15 protein-coding genes are annotated in these 17,349 nt (G+C 34.7%); 10 read left to right on the plus strand and 5 right to left on the minus strand.

What is annotated here, in order from left to right; all coding sequences use genetic code 11:
• Positions 1-15 precede the first annotated feature (15 nt).
• Positions 16-942, plus strand: coding sequence for a branched-chain amino acid transaminase (locus AC1M9B_RS10480; protein ID WP_035265589.1), 927 nt, complete (start codon positions 16-18; stop codon positions 940-942).
• 37 nt (positions 943-979) lie between these two features.
• Here AC1M9B_RS10480 and AC1M9B_RS10485 read toward each other — a convergent pair whose 3' ends face one another.
• Positions 980-2,149 (minus strand): nucleotide sugar dehydrogenase, encoded by a 1,170-nt coding sequence (locus AC1M9B_RS10485; RefSeq protein WP_481609061.1) that lies wholly within the window; start codon positions 2,147-2,149, stop codon positions 980-982.
• Positions 2,150-2,317: 168 nt separating this feature from the next.
• Between AC1M9B_RS10485 and AC1M9B_RS10490 the strand changes: the two genes are divergently transcribed.
• The 7 genes from AC1M9B_RS10490 (at position 2,318) to AC1M9B_RS10520 (ending at position 9,291) form a co-directional block, all read left to right on the plus strand.
• Positions 2,318-3,088 (plus strand): glycosyltransferase, encoded by a 771-nt coding sequence (locus AC1M9B_RS10490; RefSeq protein ID WP_481609062.1) that lies wholly within the window; start codon positions 2,318-2,320, stop codon positions 3,086-3,088.
• A gap of 26 nt (positions 3,089-3,114) precedes the next feature.
• Positions 3,115-3,858: a hypothetical protein gene (locus tag AC1M9B_RS10495; RefSeq protein WP_481597944.1), complete on the plus strand. Its 744-nt coding sequence runs from the start codon at positions 3,115-3,117 to the stop codon at positions 3,856-3,858.
• A gap of 3 nt (positions 3,859-3,861) precedes the next feature.
• Entirely contained in the window at positions 3,862-4,665 is an 804-nt protein-coding gene (locus AC1M9B_RS10500) for a glycosyltransferase family 25 protein (RefSeq protein WP_481597945.1), read from the plus strand.
• Positions 4,666-4,684: 19 nt separating this feature from the next.
• The gene (locus AC1M9B_RS10505) at positions 4,685-5,749 is read left to right on the plus strand and encodes a glycosyltransferase (RefSeq protein ID WP_481609063.1); all 1,065 of its coding nucleotides are present in this window, start codon (positions 4,685-4,687) and stop codon (positions 5,747-5,749) included.
• 22 nt (positions 5,750-5,771) lie between these two features.
• Entirely contained in the window at positions 5,772-6,650 is an 879-nt protein-coding gene (locus tag AC1M9B_RS10510) for a glycosyltransferase family 2 protein (protein WP_481609064.1), read from the plus strand.
• Between the two features lie 15 nt (positions 6,651-6,665).
• Positions 6,666-8,567: an acyltransferase family protein gene (locus tag AC1M9B_RS10515; protein ID WP_481609065.1), complete on the plus strand. Its 1,902-nt coding sequence runs from the start codon at positions 6,666-6,668 to the stop codon at positions 8,565-8,567.
• 244 nt (positions 8,568-8,811) lie between these two features.
• Complete coding sequence (locus tag AC1M9B_RS10520) at positions 8,812-9,291, plus strand: glycosyltransferase family A protein (protein WP_481609066.1); 480 nt, start codon at positions 8,812-8,814, stop codon at positions 9,289-9,291.
• Positions 9,292-9,808: 517 nt separating this feature from the next.
• Here AC1M9B_RS10520 and AC1M9B_RS10525 read toward each other — a convergent pair.
• The 3 genes from AC1M9B_RS10525 to AC1M9B_RS10535 form a co-directional block, all read right to left on the minus strand.
• Positions 9,809-10,027 (minus strand): hypothetical protein, encoded by a 219-nt coding sequence (locus tag AC1M9B_RS10525; protein ID WP_481593534.1) that lies wholly within the window; start codon positions 10,025-10,027, stop codon positions 9,809-9,811.
• Between the two features lie 108 nt (positions 10,028-10,135).
• Positions 10,136-11,920, minus strand: a complete 1,785-nt coding sequence (aspS, locus tag AC1M9B_RS10530; protein WP_035265578.1) for an aspartate--tRNA ligase — start codon at positions 11,918-11,920, stop codon at positions 10,136-10,138.
• A gap of 147 nt (positions 11,921-12,067) precedes the next feature.
• Complete coding sequence (locus tag AC1M9B_RS10535) at positions 12,068-12,838, minus strand: DUF4184 family protein (protein ID WP_481609067.1); 771 nt, start codon at positions 12,836-12,838, stop codon at positions 12,068-12,070.
• Positions 12,839-13,018: 180 nt separating this feature from the next.
• On the opposite strand from AC1M9B_RS10535, the gene znuD reads away from it, so the two are divergent.
• Entirely contained in the window at positions 13,019-15,166 is a 2,148-nt protein-coding gene (gene znuD / locus AC1M9B_RS10540) for a zinc piracy TonB-dependent receptor ZnuD (protein WP_481609068.1), read from the plus strand.
• Positions 15,167-15,253: 87 nt separating this feature from the next.
• Complete coding sequence (locus tag AC1M9B_RS10545) at positions 15,254-16,717, plus strand: phospholipase D family protein (protein WP_481609069.1); 1,464 nt, start codon at positions 15,254-15,256, stop codon at positions 16,715-16,717.
• 31 nt (positions 16,718-16,748) lie between these two features.
• On the opposite strand, the gene AC1M9B_RS10550 is transcribed toward AC1M9B_RS10545, so the two are convergent.
• Positions 16,749-17,195 carry a hypothetical protein gene (locus AC1M9B_RS10550; protein WP_092767573.1) on the minus strand — a complete coding sequence of 149 codons (447 nt, stop codon included), beginning with the start codon at positions 17,193-17,195 and terminating at the stop codon, positions 16,749-16,751.
• Between the last annotated feature and the right edge of the window lie 154 nt (positions 17,196-17,349).

Raw genomic sequence — 17,349 nt, forward strand, 5'->3', positions numbered from 1 at the left:
TTTGGAGTTTAGGTCATGAATTTGGCTGATCGTGATGGTTTTATTTGGCAAGATGGACAATTAGTTGATTGGCGTGAAGCAAAAACTCACGTCTTAACACACACTTTACACTACAGTATGGGTGTGTTTGAGGGTGTCCGTGCCTACGAAACTCCGAATGGAACGGCAATTTTCCGTTTAAAAGAACACACTAAACGTCTTTTAAACTCTGCCAAAATTTATCAAATGAAAGTTCCGTTTGATCAGGCGGCATTAGAACAAGCTCAAATTGATGTGGTGCGTGAAAATAAATTAGCTTCTTGCTATTTACGTCCAATTATCTTTATTGGTTCGGAAAAGCTAGGTATTGCAGCGACGGATAATACAATTCATGCAGTGGTTGCTGCGTGGAGCTGGGGCGCTTACCTTGGTGAAGAAGCAATGGCGAAGGGTATTCGTGTAAAAACTTCTTCTTTTACACACCATCACCCTAACGTGACGATGTGTAAGGCGAAAGCATCAGGAAACTATACGCTGTCTATTTTGGCACACCAAGAAGTTGCGCACTCAGGTTATGACGAAGCAATGTTACTTGATCCACAAGGTTATGTGTGTCAAGGTTCAGGTGAAAACGTATTCTTAGTGCGTGATGGCGTGATTCATACCCCTGATATCGCTGGTGGTGCTCTTGATGGTATTACTCGTCAAACCATTATTACGATTGCGAAAGACCTTGGATATGACGTTGTAGAGCGCCGTATCACACGTGATGAATTCTATATCGCTGATGAGGCATTTTTTACAGGTACAGCGGCAGAAGTAACGCCAATCCGTGAATATGATGATCGTCAAATCGGTGAAGGTGTTCGTGGTCCAATCACAACACAAATCCAAAAAGCATACTTCGATGCCGTACAAGGTAAAGACCCTAAATATGCTCACTGGTTAACATATGTGAAGTAATTAATGCTTTGAAAAAAGGACTCAATTGAGTCCTTTTTTAATCATCTTTACCAAAAATATCTCTGGTATACACTTTATCTGCAACATCATTTAGTTTATCGCAATGACGATTACTAATAATTAAATCTGCTCTTTTTTTAAATTCTTCCAGTGTTTTGATGATTTTTGAGTTTTGAAATTTTTTCTCTGAAAGTGTGGGTTCGTAAATAATGATCTTGATTCCTTGTGCTTTGAGACGACGCATAACACCTTGTATTGCTGACGATCGAAAATTGTCTGAACCACTTTTCATGACCAAACGATATATCCCAACAACGCTAGGGCATCTCTCCAAAATAGACTGTGCAATAAAATCTTTGCGAGTAATATTCGCATCTACAATGGCTTGAATTAAATTGCTTGGAACTTGGTCGTAGTTGGCGAGTAATTGTTTAGTATCTTTAGGAAGACAATATCCGCCGTAACCGAATGATGGATTGTTATAAAATTTACCAATTCGAGGATCTAAACAAACACCCTCGATCATTTGGCGAGTGTCCAATCGGTATATTTGAGCGTAAGTATCTAGTTCATTGAAGAATGCAACGCGCATAGCTAAATAGGTGTTTGCAAAAAGTTTGATTGCTTCTGCCTCGGTGGAGTCAGTGAACAAGACTGGACAATCTTTTTTATAAGCACCCTCTATGAGCATGTTTGCAAATTGATGTGCTCGTTCAGAATTTTCACCCATTATAATTCTTGAAGGATATAAGTTATCCAGCAATGCTTTTCCTTCTCTGAGAAACTCAGGTGAAAATATAATATTCTGTGTTTCAAATTTACTTTTTAGTTGTTGGGTGTAACCTACAGGAACTGTCGATTTGATAATGATCGTCGCTAATGGATTGATACTTAAAATCTCAGTGATCACAGATTCAACACTTGAAGTGTCAAAATAATTGGTTGTAGGGTCATAATCAGTTGGTGTCGCAATAAGAATATAGTCTGCCTGAAAATATGCATCCACAGCATTAGTTGTTGCTTTAAAGTTTAATAGTTTATTACTTAGAAAATCAGAGATTTCTATGTCTTGTATAGGTGAGATTTTCTTGTTCAATAAATTTACTTTATTTTGATCAATGTCTAAGGCGGTGACTTCATGATGTTGCGCTAAAATCATCGCATTTGAGAGACCGACGTACCCAGTGCCGACAATAGTAATTTTCATTATTTTAGTTCAAGCCAGATTAAATTTAATTTGACAAAATAGGGTTTCTAAGACGTGACAATTTAATGAAGATTTGATTTCAATTTTGACGAGTTTGAATTCTTATCGTTCAAGAATATTTTAACTCTGTGGTATGATGCAGCTATTGATTAGGTGGAATAAAACGGCATGTCAATACATGAAAGCAATGTCTTATTAGAAGAAGAGATTGCACAAGAACAGAACATTGTTTTGTGTATGAAGTGGGGAACCAAATATGGTTCTGAGTATGTGAATCGTCTTTACAATATGGTGAAACGACACACGACTGTTGATTTCCAGATGGTTTGTCTCACTGACCGTACAGAAGGAATTGATCCAAATGTTAAATGCTTTCCTATTCCACCGTTAGCATTGCCTGAAGGCGCGCCTGAGCGTGGTTGGAACAAACTTTCAACTTTTGAGCCTGACTTATATGGCTTAAAGGGAAACGCGCTATTTTTAGATTTGGATGTTGTTATCGTTGATAACATGGATGATTTTTTCACTTATCCAGGTGATTTTTTAATTATTCACGACTGGAAACGACCATGGCGAATCACAGGTAATAGCTCAGTATATCGTTTTAAATTGGGCGCTTTCCCTGGATTATTACCATATTTTCGTGAGAACTTTGATGAGATCCGAAAAAAATTCCGTAATGAACAAGCCTATTTGTCATGGTATGTAGATAAACATGCGAAGCAAACCTATTGGCCAGATAGCTGGTGTAAAAGTTATAAATATCACTGTTTACAAAAAATCCCAATGGCGTTTTTTAAGCCACCAGTAAAACCTGAAGGTGCTAAAATTATTATTTTCCATGGTGAGATTAATCCACCTGATGCTGTGAATGGTGGCGGTGGTAAATGGTACCGCTATGTGTTGCCAAGTCAATGGATTAAGGATGCTTGGCAATAATAGTTGCCTTTTAATGGTGGTTTATAATGCCTGTTAGAAAAAAAAGTAAATTCGAACAATGGTTCTCCTTTAGTCGGCATCAACGTCGTTTTGGTGCAGATGAGGTCTATGCGCAATTTGAAGGTATAGATATTAATGCGTTGAAAGAAAACTTGATTGAAGGTGATGAAACACGCTATACCCATGGATCAGCGAAAGATTTGAAGCAGCATATAGAGCAGCTCAAAGATGAGTTCGTAGGTCAACCTGCGTTGAATCATTATCATGCTAGTCTAATTGTATTGATGCGCCGAGATGTTGATACGACAGATAACTATCTAAAATTTAAATCTTTATGGCTTAAAGAGCGAGATTTTTTACTGAAATCCTTAAATATACGATGGTTAATTTCAGCGTGTGATACTTTCATTGATCATGATGAAGATTCTCTTCTGAAAGCAATTTTGATGAATGCTGTGGTTCTTATTAATACTTTAAAGCTTCAGGAAACGGAACGCTATTTATGTGATCATCAGATGGAAGAAAATCTAGAGTGTCTAAATCATTTACAGTCACAACGTTATGCTCTATTTGATGGTACATCTGCTTTTGCAGTGGGTACTGATGATACATTGAGAAATATGCGTTGGCGTTTAGACCAGATATGTACTGATCATCCATTAGGTCAATTGGTTATTGAAATTTTTGAGCGGATTAATCAAGACGTTAATGATACTGTCTATGTGCGTTTTAAAAAAAGACATACGCGTGAAAAAACACGTTGGTGGTAATCCATGCAGATCTTGATTATAAATCTTGAGCGTTCAAAAGAGCGTTTGGCTTTTCAGACTCAACAGTTTGATGATTTGGGTTTATCTTTTCAGCGTTTAGCTGCTGTATCAGTTGATGATATCGATGATTCACAATATCAATTATTAGGGTTTGGTTGGCAAAGACCTTTGCGTAAGGTGGAGGTAGCATGTTTTTTGAGTCATCAGAAAGCTTGGGAAACTGTTATTAAAACTAATGAACCAGCATTGATATTAGAGGATGATGCAGTCTTATCATGTCATATTCCTCAGTTACTTGAAGAAATACAAAATTATAATTTTAAAGATATAGATTTAATTAATTTTGAAGTACGTAGTCGTAAAAAAATTATTTCTAAAAAACCAGAATATCAATTAGTCGCTGGACAAACTGCGCTATATACTCTATATCAAGACCGAACAGGTGCAGCAGGATATTTACTCTATCCATCGGGCGCAAAGAAGTTATTACAACGTTTAGCAGAAACCTCACCTGCAATTGCTGATGGTTTTATTTTTAGCCATTATGGATTGAAGAGTTTACAAGCTGAGCCTGCCGCAATTATTCAAGAAGATCAAATGGTAGCTTATGGTCTTGTACCTGCAGAGCAGTTTGAATCAGTGATCGGACGTTCAGAACATCACAAGCCAATTTATTCTTCTGCTATGGAAAAAAGAGTATTTAGAAAGAGACGGATCATCGGTCAGTTGGCTATGGGATGTCGCTATATGCAAGTCATATTTAAAGCGCAAAAGCGATTTATTCGTCTTGATAAGGCACATTTTTAACAATATTGAATATCGAATTATGAAGAAAAAAAAGGTTGTACTTGCTATTTTTACTTTACAAGGTAACGGTGCTGAACGTTTCGCATTAACTTTAGCCAAAGGTATAAATAATGCAGGACATGAAGCACATATTGTTTATTTCAAAGATATTATAGATTTACCTATTCCTGAGGGAGTGAAGATACACTTCTTTAATTATCAAAAATTTCGTGCTATACCTAAATTTATGCGTGCAAAAATTGCCGCGAGTTCATTTGATAAATTCGTTTTAGATCAAGTGGGTACTCCTGATTTGGTTTTATCTAATTTATTTCCTGTCGATTTTATTTTAAGTAGAAGCCAATTACCAAACGTTCATATGGTCATTCACAATACAACGAGTCAAGAATACGCTGGTTGCTTTAATGACAAATTACTAAATCAATTAAAAAAAATTTATTTATCTAAGCCATGTATCGGTGTAAGCCAAGGTGTAACTGAAGATTTTAAAAAATTATTTAATAGTGAAAATATTCAAACGATTTATAACCCAATTGATATTGATGATATTCAATCTTCCGCCAATGAGTTCATACCGGATATAGCAGGGCCATATATAGTTAATGTTGGAAAATTTAAATTTCAAAAACGACATGATATTTTAATTAAAGCCTACGCTAAGGCAAATATTCCCGAAAAACTAGTGCTAGTTGGTACAGGAGAATTGGTAGATCAAGCTAAGACATTAGTTAATGAATTAAATATTCAACATAAAGTAATTTTTACCGGGTTCAAGAAAAATCCGTATCCCTACATGAAACATGCTTCTTTTATGGTGCTATCGTCTGATTTTGAAGGGCTAGGCCTAGTAATATTGGAGTCATTGGCTTTAAATGTGCCAGTAATTAGTACCAATTGCCCTTCTGGGCCTAATGAAATATTGGATGAGGAATATCTAGTTGATGTTCAAAATATAGATCAATTAGCTAAATTAATACAAAGTGCTAGTTTGAAAGGATTGAATCCTTTGAAGTTAGAAAAAAAATTTGGTCAAATATTTGCAGTAAGTTCTTATTTAAAATTAACTGAAATGTTTAATAGATAAGCGAATTAAAGGAATAATCGAAGTGTTAAAATTCGGGATTGTTACTCCTACGTATAATAGACCAGATCTTTTAAAGAGGTGTATTGAAAGCGTAAAAAATCAATCTTATAGTAACTGGCTTCAAGTTATAGTCGATGACTCAGAGCAAGTTAATGGTGAATTAATTAAATTAATAAATGAAAAGCATCACTACTTAAAAAATTCAAAAAATCAAGGGGTTTGTTACTCACGTAATAAAGGAATAGAGTATTTATTAGAAAATAATGTCGATTTCATAGTTTTTTTAGATGATGATGATTTCTTTGATAAAGATACTTTGAAAAATGCATTAAAAGAGATAAATGAATTTAAAAGCTTTGAGTGGTTTGTATCAAGAAAAATTGATCATCAATCAGAGAAATCACTTACTCAGCTGAATAAACTTCAGGGTAGCTATAATTATGTAGATGACTATCTGATTGGAAAAAGTATTAGAAGAGATACAACACATTTCTTGAAAGCTAATTTGTTGAGAAGAACAAATATTCGATTTAATGAGAAAATTCGTGGTGGTGGAGAATGGCGTTTTTTTGCAGCATTAAGCGAATATGTGAATTTTAAATTTTTTGAAGGGGGGATAACATTCATTGAATTTCAAACACACGGTTTAACTCATAAAAATAAAAATAAGAAATTTATTGCAACTGAAAGAGCTGATTTAGTGGTGTATCTAAATAATAAGAAAAAGTTTAAGTTAAAACAAATTGAATATGGTGCAAGTGTATTGAAACACTTTATTAAATTAAATGAATATAACTTGTTGAATGATTTTAAGATTAAGTTTGTTAATCGTCAAAATTTTATCATTCGAATATTATTCAAGATTGAGTTTTTAATTTTAAAAGTATTTAGTAGACTGTAATGAATTTTAAATTTTATGAAGTCAATTTATAGAAATGATATTCAGGGTTTAAGGGCTATAAGTGCTATCTTAATCGTCATTTGTCATATTTGGCTTGAAAAAATATCTGGTGGTGTAGATATTTTCTTTGTTATATCAGGTTATTTTATGACAGCAGTTCTGATGAAGATGAGTTCGTCAAGCTTGTTGAACATATTTCTTGATTTTTGGAAAAAAATATTATCAAAAACATTTATTCCTGTAGCTTTGGTTGTTAGCCTTACTCTATTTTTTTGGTTTGTATTAGATTTAGGTAATAGACTTGAAATAATAAAACATGCTTCAAAAAGTATTGGTTTTAGTGAGAATTTGTACATAATTCGTAATAATTTAAATTATTTAAACTCTAGTTTTTTGAACCCTTTTCAGCAGTTTTGGGCCTTATCTATTCAATTTCAATTTTATTTATTTTTGCCATTTATATTTTATTTTTCTAAATTTAATATTAAGAGAATTTCTTTTGTTGCAATTTTAATAATAATTTTTTCTTTTTTTTATGGTTTGTATGAAACCTATACTGATGAATCATATGCTTACTTTCATCCCTTGACGAGAATATGGGAGTTTTTTTTTGGTGTATTGGCTTATTTAATTGTATTAAATAAAGGTGATAAAAAAATTATTTTATTTACAACATTTGGCATACCTATTTTAATCTTAATTCTTATAATTAATGCATTGTTTGTTCCTAATTTACTACCTTACCCTGGATTTGCATCAATTTTACCTGTAGTTGTTGCATTAGTGGTATTGTTGGATAATGAAAAATTTTGGGGTGTTAGTTTTTTAAAATTAAATGTATTTCAAATAATTTCAAAATATACATTTTTAATATATTTAGTACATTGGCCAATACTTATAATTTATAAGGCTTATTACGGCCTGGCTAAAATAAACTTTATTAACGGGATGGTTGTAGTTTTATTAACAGTATTTTTTGTATTAATAGTAAATTTTTTGAATGGGTTAATAACTATTAATAATGCAAAAAAAGTGAAGTTCTATGCCATAATTCTATCTATTATATTAGCTTTTTCGCTTACCTTTTCCTTATTGAGAAATATTGAGAGAGAGCGCTTAAAACTAGCATACGATGACTGGTATTTAAACAATACAAAAGATTTTGAATTAATTGATGCTTTAAAAGTGGTTGAGGGTATTGGGTTAAAACATCAAATTAAAGATTGTTCAATATACGGTGATAGTTCTGATTTAAAAATTTGTACACATGGTGTTCAAGGTGCAAATAAAACGATCTATGTTGTTGGTGGATCACATATTGAACAATGGATTCCAACAATTATTAAATTTGCAAATGAATTCAAAGTTGAAATTGTACAAATCACTAAGAGTGGTTGCCCTCTAGGGGCTAATTTTGAAAATGAATTATACGATTCAAGTTGTCTAGAGTGGAATGAGAAACTACTTGATTTCTTGGGTAGTCGCCAAGTTAACTATCTTATAACTAACTCTACTAGAACTTATCCTGATGAGTCCAGTTTGAAGGAAAATGTTCCAATCTCTTATGTTAAGGCGTGGAAAAATATTATAGATAAGCAAGAGCATGTAAAAATTATTGGAATACGTGATAATCCAAGATTCTCCATTTCACCAAACTATTGTTTAATCAATAATTTCAACAATCCTGAAAATTGTGCTTATAAAAAGGGAAGCTATTTACAGGATACTGATCCATCTCAAAGATTGGCAGACCTCATTATTTCACTTGATTGGAATGAATTGTTTTGTAAGGGGGATGAATGTTTGACATATGAATCTAATATACCAATTTATAGGGATGATGATCACATTACGTCAATGTATGCAGAAGCTATATATCCTAGAGTGAGGAATGAATTAATAAAAATTATTGAATAGCTATTTTTCAACATAGTGAAGTTCTTAAATGATAATTTAAGAACTTCATTTTAGGCTCATGTTTAAAAAATTAATAAATTATAAACACTATTACAATTTCCTAAATTTTATTTATTTTTAAATTTGACCAGTATATTTTTATATACAAAAAGTTTTCTTACAAAAAGATTAATTATTTAATAAACTATTATTAGCCTAGGAAATCATATAGAAAATTATTACCCAACTATTCAATGCGATCACAATGTATAATAAATCTGAAAAAATTATTTTAAGTATTATTGTTCCTGTTTATGGAGTTGAAGATTACATAGAGGATTGTATTCATTCTTTATTCAATCAACTTACTTCTGAAGTGGAGTGTATTTTTGTTAATGATGGTTCTCAAGATCAATCTATTCCTATATTGAAAAATTATTTAGAGAGTCAATCTGAACTAAAAAATATTTTAATTATAAATCAAGAAAATCAGGGTCTGAGTATGGCTCGAAATAATGTTCTTGATTTGGTTATAGGTGATTATATAGCTTTCTTAGATTCTGATGATAAAGTGATGGAAAATTATATTGGTGAAATTATTGCTATTTTAAAAAGTAAAAAGAATATCGATTTGATTCATTTTAATGCAATTGAACAGAGTCGACATAACTTCAATAAAGAGCTAAATTTAACTGAAAAAACTGGTTTGGTCGATCAGGTTGATCAATATTATTTACTTCAATAATTTAAAAGAAATAGATGGTATGCATGGTTGAGGATTTATAAAAGATCTTTTTTTATACATATAAATTTCCTAAAGATTTATATTTTGAAGATATGTTATGTGTACTCTTTATTTATAAAAAAATTTAAAAATATTTGAATTAAATAAACCGCTTTTATTTTATAGATATCGAGAGTCCAGTATAACTAACTGTACTATTAGTGATAAGCATGTTAACAGTTTATATCATGGGGTCAAATTATTTAGATCTGAAAGAGATGTTAGCCAGATTAAAGAGGTTTACTCACATCTTGATATTGTGCTTTTTAATACATATATAAAGCTTAGTTTTATAAAATACTGTAAATTTTTAAATCAAATTAAAAACAATGATTTAAATTTTATAAGAGCCAATGCTAGTCATTTCCACTGGAAGGTGAGGTGGATGTTGAAAACCCCTAAATTTTTTACCTATACAAAAATTGGCTAGGACTTAGAAAACATAAATAAATATAATAGGGGTATTTACAGTATTCTATTATTTATTATCCGCATTTCCTTTAATCACCATATAAATCAATGCAGCGATTGAACCAAACGCGGCAATAAAACTACTCGTACTAAAGAACACGATACGCTGATAAGTAGTGAGGTTAAATAGTTGTTCATTCAAGATATAACGCATAAATGCCCATTGCACGATGCAAAATACAATAATAATGATTGTATGACGACGAACATCAGGACGCATAGCCATATGAATTAACTCTTAAATATTTTCTGCGATTATGCCATTTTTAAGCATGTATCTCAATGAAATAAAAAACCCTGCAGTTGCAGGGTTTTTATTTAGATCAACAAAACTTTATTCTTGTGATTCAGCTTTTGGTTTTTCACGTAAGCGAATACCAAGATCACGAAGTTGAGTTGATTCAACTGGTGCAGGTGCTTGTGTTAAAGGACATTCCGCAGTTTTCGTTTTCGGGAATGCAATCACATCACGGATTGATGAACCACCTGTCATTAACATCACAAGACGGTCTAAACCGAATGCCAAACCACCGTGTGGAGGTGCACCATAACGTAAAGCGTTCAATAAGAAGCTGAATTTCTCTTCTGCTTCTTCTTCACCAATACCTAAAGCTTCAAAAATTGCTTTTTGCATTTCTAGGTTATGAATACGAAGCGAACCACCACCGATTTCAGTACCGTTAAGTACCATATCGTAAGCAACAGACAATGCAGCACCTGGGTTGTTCTTCACTTCTTCTACGCTAGATTTAGGCAGCGTGAATGGGTGGTGAACAGAAGTCCATTTTCCATCATCAGTTTCTTCAAACATTGGGAAATCAACAACCCAAAGTGGTGCCCACTCGCAAGTTGCCATCTTCATGTCATGACCGACTTTGATACGTAAAGCACCCATTGCATCGTTTACAACTTTCGCTTTATCTGCACCGAAGAATACGATATCGCCATTTTCAGCACCCACACGTTTTAATAGATCAAGAACGATTGGCTCGATGAATTTCACGATAGGAGATTGTAAGCCTTCGATACCTTTTTCAAGTTCGTTAACTTTGATATACGCCAAACCTTTTGCACCGTAGATGCCAACAAATTTAGTGTACTCGTCGATTTGGCTACGTGGAAGAGAGCCTGCACCTGGAACACGTAATGCAACAATACGACCTTTAGGATCTTTAGCAGGGCCAGCGAATACTTTGAACTCTACGTCTTGCATTAAATCTGCAACGTCAACGAGTTTAAGTGGAATACGTAAGTCAGGCTTGTCAGACGCATAGTCGCGCATTGCATCTGCATAGGTCATACGTGGGAACTTATCAAATTGAACATTAAGAAGTTCTTTAAACATCTTAACTGTTAAACGTTCCATTAAATCCATGATGTCATCGTCACTCATGAACGATGTTTCAACGTCGATTTGTGTAAATTCAGGCTGACGGTCAGCACGTAAGTCTTCGTCACGGAAACATTTAGCAATTTGGTAATAACGATCAATACCACCCACCATTAACAATTGTTTAAACAACTGTGGTGATTGCGGAAGAGCGTAGAAACTACCATTTGATACACGGCTTGGAACTAAATAGTCACGCGCACCCTCAGGAGTCGCACGTGTCAAAATAGGTGTTTCAACGTCTAAGAATCCATTTTCTTCGAAATAGTTACGAATAAGGTTTGTTAATTTAGAACGGAAACGTAAACGCTCTAACATTTCTGGACGACGAATGTCCAAGAAACGATATTTCAAACGAATTTCTTCTGAAATATTAGTATTATCATCATTTAATGGAAATGGTGGAGTTTCAGACGCTGCTAGAACTTCAATTTCTTTACCTAATACTTCGATTTGACCACTCACCATGTTGGCATTTTCAGTACCAGCATAACGACGGCGAACACGACCAGTAATTTTTAATACAAATTCAGAACGAGCTTTATCAGCTGTTTCGAAAGCTTCTGGTGTATCAGGATCAATAACCACTTGAACTAGACCATCACGGTCACGCATATCAAGGAAAATTACACCACCATGGTCACGGCGACGGTGTACCCATCCGCAAAGTGTAACGGTTTGATCAATTTGAGCTTCGGTTAATGAACCGCAGTAATGAGTTCGCATCATAGCGTTAAAAATCCAACTATATGGGTTAATGAAAGCGTATACGTAAACAGCGTAACGCCTTTATACAAAGGGTGAATTATGCCTCTTTGAGACTACAGTCACAAGGAGAAGATTATGAAAGCACTATTATTTAATGCAAATTTAAAATTAAGACGATCCTTCGAATAATTCCAATTGATCTAAGATTTGAAAAACAAGCGTACAAATCGCAAACGTCAATAGAAAGCCTCTAAAGAAATAATTAATTGAGAAGCCAATGTAACCATATAGGTCATTTAAAATGGCTGTATTGTAATTAGAGTAGAAATGAATAAATCCAAATAATCCACCTAATATTGAAATTAGCACGGATACCACAGCAAAAATAGTGATAGAACGGGTTACTCTGAATGATTGACGGTAAGTACAAAAATACTGTTTTGCAAACCATAAAATAAAGGGCAAAACAATAATAGAGGTACCGACCTGTAAAATTCGATGGAGGGGGTAGTGTTGTCCGAAAAGATTGATTTGTTTAGCTAATAGGTCATGAAAAGCAAAGGTTCTGTAATCAACATGAGTTAAACCATCCCAAAGGATATGACTGCTGATACCCAAGATTAATGAAATATTGATCAGCACCAAGAATTGAAAGACAGATCTAAAGTTCGAGAGTTTTAAGGGATTGTAAATACCAACCCATCTAAAAAAAGTAGGTCGTAATAGTGCATACCATAATAGACAGAATGCCATTCCCACCAATAAATTGGGATATAGCAATGCGCTCCATTGATGTGAGATTTGGATATGTTCGTCTGTAAAAAGACGAAATAAGTCAGGGACCATGCAACCAATTGCTAGAGCAGAAATAGGAAGTGTTCCTTTCGATGCTTTATGCAAAATTGGTGCGAGTACAGCATGTGAAATTGTAAAGGGCATTGCTGAAATATATCAAAAAAATGCTATCCGAATTTTATAGATTAACATTGATATGTAACCCATTGGTTTAATTATATGAAGGTAATTAATTTGGAGTAAATGAATGAAATATGATTGAAGTTTGGTTGAAATGTTATATTATAACAATAATTGTAAATTCTCGAATTTTGAGCTTGTCGTATGAACTTTCATAAAAATATCATTACTGCCTCCGTCTTGGCAGTGATAGCATCCGCAGCACATGCTGATCAAAAACAAAAAAATGTTCAATTAGATACAATTTCTTCTACCGCACATCCATTGGTTCAAACAGCTGCTGACTTCGCTGTAGCGGATCATGTAATTGATCAAAAAAAATTATCTGAAAGACCAACAACCATAGGTGATGCGTTAGCCGATGAGTTGGGTGTTTATTCTAATCAGTATGGAACAGGTGCAAGTCGTCCTGTGATTCGTGGCCAAGATGGACCGCGTGTAAAAGTTTTACAGCATGCTTCTGAAACTGCAGATGTATCAACACTTTCTCCTGACCATGCCGTAACGGTTGATCCTATTTTGGCGAAGCAAGTGGAAGTTATCCGAGGACCTTCAACATTACTGTACGCAGCTGGAACTGTGGGTGGTTTAGTCAACGTGACTGATCAAAAAATACCGACACAAATGCCAGCTAATGGTCTAGAGGGGCAAGTAGGCGTCCGCTATAACTCTGGGAGTGATGAAAAACTTGCAAGTGCAGGTGTAACGGCCGCTATAGGTGAAAATTTTGCACTTCGTGTTGAAGGCACGAAGCATAAAGCCAATGATTATATCCCTTTCAAAGGTTACTTCACTGAACATCATCATGAGGGTGAGACAGAGTCTCATCGTGAAAGTGCAAAACGTGTAGAAAATACCTTCTCAGAAGGTCAAACAGTTAATGTCGGCGGCTCATGGATCCATGATCGAGGTTTTGTGGGGCTGTCATATAGTAATCGACAAGATAAATATGGATTACCAGGTCATAGTCATGAATATCATGGATGTGAATTGCATGGAGATCATTTCCATTGTCCACCACCTAATTCAGCGCACGACCATGAACACGAAAATGCTGCAGGTCCATGGGTTGACTTAAAATCTGAGCGTTATGATCTACGAACTGAATTAAATGATCCATTAAAAGGGTTTGAAAAGCTGCGAGCTCATTTAAGTTTTACAGATTACGAGCATGATGAACTAGAAGAAAATGAAGTTATTAGTAACTTTAAAAGTAAGGGCTATGATGGTCGTTTAGAGTTGGTTCATATCCCGTTGTTAGGTTGGGAGGGTGTTGTAGGTGTACAAGCATCTCAGCAAAAAATAAAACTTAATGCACCTGAGGGACATGACCATGATGAAGTTGATCATGGTGACCATGATCATAGTGATCACGATCATGAACATCATGGTCATAGTCATGATGTTCTGATGGCGGATACAAAAACCAATAAGTACAGTTTATTTGCACTAGAACATAAACAGCTTGGTCCTGTGCATGTCGAATTGGGCGCTCGTGTAGACCATCAAAAAATTGATGTCGATTCCAATCAAAAGAACTACTCAGGGACTGCTGTTTCAGGATCAGCTGCAGCTAATTGGGAGTTCGCGCCAAATTATAAGTTGTCTCTAGTGGGGTCTCATCAACAACGTTTACCGCTAGCTCAAGAGTTATATGCAGATGGTCTTCATTTTGCAACAAACACATATGAGCTAGGTAATCCAGATATTGATAAGGAAACATCAAATAATCTAGAGTTAGGTGTCCATTATGAAGGTGATCAGCTCGATTATCATGTTCATGTTTATCACAATTGGTTTGATGACTATATTTATGGTGCAACTGTAGCTCAACAAGGCAATTTACGTGGACTTAAATATACGCAGGATAAGGCACGTTTTTATGGAACTGAGGCTCAGCTAGGCTATCAAATTAATGATACTTACAAGGTGAGTGTGTTTGGTGATTATGTAAGAGGCAAGATAGAGGGGGAAAATGCTCCACGTGTTCCTGCTGGACGACTTGGTACAAAGGTGGAAACCAATTTTGCTGATGGTTGGTCTGGTTTAGCTGAGTATTATCATGTATTCACGCAAGATAAATTTGCTGACTTTGAAAAAGAAACCCAAGGTTATAACATGGTCAATGTTGGTGTGTCTTATGCTGGGCAGTTAAACAATCGCAACGATTATCGGGTTTATTTAAAAGCAAATAACTTGTTGGATGATCAGGTTTATTCGCACAATTCATTTTTATCGAATATTCCACAAATTGGACGTAATTTTACCGTCGGCGTTGAATACGGGTTCTAATTTAATTCAACGTGTTAAAAACAGTTTAATGCTTGAAAAAACGTAAATTAAAACCTAGTCTGAAAGTATCGGACTAGGTTTTTTGTTATGCGTCTATTTAAACGAATTCACCAAAAATTAAATTGGTCAAACCGACGTTATGTTGGTCTGATTCTCGGTATGCTGACCATCGGCTATTTAGCCTCAGCGCTATATCATATTTATAAACCATTACCAGAAGGGCTTAATTATTCCGGTAAATTACGGCATGCAAATGTGAAATTCCTAGCAGACCAAACTTATATAGATACGGCGGGTCAGCGACAGCAGCATCAGATTTTTGATGAAATTCTCAATCTTATTGAGCAAGCGCAAACCACAATTGTGTTAGATATGTTTCTGTTCAATCCTGAAACTGGTCAGTCTCAAAATCAACATCGCGCCTTAACACAAGAACTGACCCAAGCACTCATTCAAAAAAAGCGTCTAACACCGAATATTGAAATTAAATTAATCACTGATCCTATAAATTCAGTTTATGGTGGAATAATCCCAGAGCACTATCGACAACTCAGACAAGCAGGAATTGATGTCATAGAAACAGATTTATCACCATTACGCGCATCGAATCCACTGTGGTCGGGCATTTGGTATTTTTGTTGTCAGAGTTTAGGTAATAATGCTGAGAAAGGTTGGTTAAATAATCCTTTCGGGGAAGAAAAAATTACCATTCGAAGCTATTTAAATCTTTTTAATTTTAAAGCGAACCATCGTAAAACCATCGTAGTAGATACATCCGAGGGATGGAAAACACTAGTGACTTCGATGAACCCACATGATGGAAGCTCACGCCATTCCAATGTAGCACTTGTGGTCGAAGGGCATACAGCTGTCGATATTTTAAAAACTGAACAATCAGTGGCTTTATTTTCTAAAGCAAATATTCCAATGGTTATTGTGGGAGATGTACCAGAAGATAAACTGTTGCCGAAAGTGCAAGTACTGACAGAAAAGGCAATATATGATGAACTGCTGAAACTGATTGAATCTGCTCAAGGTGCTGATGCAAAAATAGATTTGGCAATGTTCTATTTATCAGAGCGAAAAATTATTGAAGCCTTAATTGAAGCTCATCAACGCGGTGTTGAAATTCGTGTTTTACTAGACCCGAACAAAGATGCATTTGGACGTACTAAAAATGGTATTCCAAATCGTCCTGTCGCGACAGAGCTCTATAAAGCTGGAATAGACGTACGCTGGTGTAATACACAAGGTGAGCAGTGCCATTCAAAAATGATTATTAAGCGTAGTTCAGATCAGGTTGAACTGATTTTGGGGTCGGCTAATTTTACTGCTCGTAATTTGAAAAATTATAATTTAGAAACTGATTTACGTGTTATTGGCTCTTCAAATCAGCAAGTTTTTAAAGATGCAGTACAGTATTTTGATACTGCTTGGATGAATTTAGAGGGTAAGCAAATGAGTGTTGATTACTCAGAATATGCAGAAGATTCAAAAATGAAATATGCCATTTATCTATTCATGGAATGGAGTGGTCTCTCAACCTTCTAAAAAAAATCCCTCTAAAGAGGGATTTTTTCATTTATGGATTCGGTGGAACTAATTTATCGAGTTCCTTATCATCAATCTGATCGAGCTCTTTAATGTCGGTTTTAATTTTCCACTTAGACTCATCCTCAACAGGTTGAGGTAAACGTGCTTCTAACCAATCACAAACCACATCTGGCGTAAAATCAGGATGATTACACTGAATCACCCAAGATAAGAATTGTTTCGCCTCACCATTCATATAGGGTGGAGGAGACACTGGTAAAAACTGAGTGGGTAGGCGTTCATTTTTAGAAATGTAATTCAATACATGACCAAGTTCTTGAACCGTTTGCCAAGCTAAGGCATGGTCGATATTGATTTGAAATTTAAACCACCATGCATGTTCACCATCAGTGCCATAAGAATCGATATAGTTTTCTTGGACACTCGGAACTTTACAAAAAAATTGGTGCAGGCGATCAAAACTCATTTCAGGCACGGTGGATAATCTCGCAAAGTTAAAAATGGTTAGTCTAGCAGATTTACAAACAGACTCATGCAGATAAATAAAAGGTCTAAAGTATTAAATTTAAAATTTTAAATAATGTTCAAGATTTCTACATGATTGATCTATATTTAAGCTTTAGAATGAG

The sequence above is a fragment of the Acinetobacter sp. ANC_7513 genome (genome assembly GCF_056779915.1).